Raw genomic sequence first — 1,563 nt, forward strand, 5'->3', positions numbered from 1 at the left:
TATCCATGCTCCGCCGATTCAATCAAGGCAATGCAATTCAACTGTTATAGCAGGCCGAACCGATCTGGCAGATCAACGCAAAATTCGATAACTTCAGGAGAGAGTTTTATGGATCGTCGCTCACTTATCAAAAATGCCGGTATTGCCGGTGTGCTGGCCGCAGGTGTCGCACCTGCTGTTCATGCGCAGGCTGCCGTTCGTTGGCGCCTGGCCTCCAGCTTCCCCAAATCCCTTGACACGATTTTTGGTGCCGCCGAAGTATTTGCCAAGGCCGTCAAGGCCATGTCCGGCGGCAAGTTCGAAATCTCGGTGCATGCGGCCGGTGAGTTGATGCCGGCCTTCGGTGTGGTCGACGGTGTGCAACAAGGCTCCATCGAGGCCTGCCACACGGCGCCCTACTATTTCTTCGGCAAGGACGAATGCTTTGCGCTGGGTTGCGCCATTCCCTTCGGCCTGAACAGCCGGCAGATGAGTGCCTGGATGTACGAAGGCAACGGCATGAAGCTGATGCGCGAGTTCTATTCCAAGTTCAACATCGTGAACTTCCCGGGCGGCAATACCGGCGCCCAGATGGGTGGCTGGTACCGCAAGGAAATCAAGTCCGTCAAGGACATCAAGGGCCTGAAGATGCGCATAGGCGGCTTCGCCGGCAAGGTGCTTGAGCGCATAGGTGGCGTGCCGCAGAACATTCCCGGCGGCGAGATTTACCAGGCCCTCGAAAAAGGCACGATTGATGCCGCCGAATGGGTGGGACCTTACGACGACCTGAAGCTGGGCTTTAACAAAGTTGCCCCCTTTTACTACTACCCCGGCTGGTGGGAAGGTGGTCCCGAGCTGGACTTCTTCATCAACAACAAGGCATTCGACGCCCTCACGCCCGAGAACAAGGCGATTGTGGAAGCGGCTGCGGCCCAGGCCCACGGCGACATGCAGGCCAAATACGACGCGAAGAACCCAGGTGCGCTCAAGCAGCTCGTGGGTGCGGGTACCAAGCTCCGGCCTTTCCCGGCGGACGTGATGAACGCGGCTTTCAAGGAGTCGATGGCGCTCTACGAAGAGATCGGCACAAGGAACGAAAACTGGAAGAAGATCTACGCCGACTACTCCAAGTTCCGTGCCGAACAGAACCTGTGGTTCCGTTTCACGGAAGCCACGTTTGACCGCTTCATGCAAGCCCAGAAACTCTGAACCCGGCCCATCCGTCATCCCGAAAGCCGCCTTTTGCAGGCGGCTTTTTTACGTCTGTCCCGATCTGTAAAAACGGGTTGGGCAGGCGGTGTGAAATGCTGACAAAATAGATCTCTGCCCTCTTGCTCAAAAGCGCGGCTTGCATGGCCGTCGATTGCCAGCTGGGCGCCCGCAGGTCCATTCGGACCGCAAACCCGACCACCCTTCAGGAGATAGCATTTAATGGATCGTCGTTCACTTATCAAAAACGCCGGTATTGCCGGTGTACTGGCCGCCGGTGTGGCACCCGCTGTTCACGCCCAGGCCGCCATCCGCTGGCGCCTGGCTTCCAGTTTCCCCAAGCCGCTTGACACCATTTACGGCGGTGCCGAAGTT

The 1,563-nt window shown here is 57.8% G+C and carries 2 protein-coding genes; both read left to right on the forward strand.

The features are described 5' to 3' along the window. Positions 1-108 precede the first annotated feature (108 nt). Positions 109-1,188 carry a TRAP transporter substrate-binding protein gene (locus AC1DWI_RS22605; protein ID WP_477667988.1) on the forward strand — a complete coding sequence of 360 codons (1,080 nt, stop codon included), beginning with the start codon at positions 109-111 and terminating at the stop codon, positions 1,186-1,188. 222 nt (positions 1,189-1,410) lie between these two features. Next, the coding region (locus AC1DWI_RS22610) for a twin-arginine translocation signal domain-containing protein (RefSeq protein ID WP_477725840.1) at positions 1,411-1,563 on the forward strand (153 nt) is incomplete at its 3' end.

The sequence above is a fragment of the Polaromonas sp. P3_C2 genome (assembly GCF_056402675.1).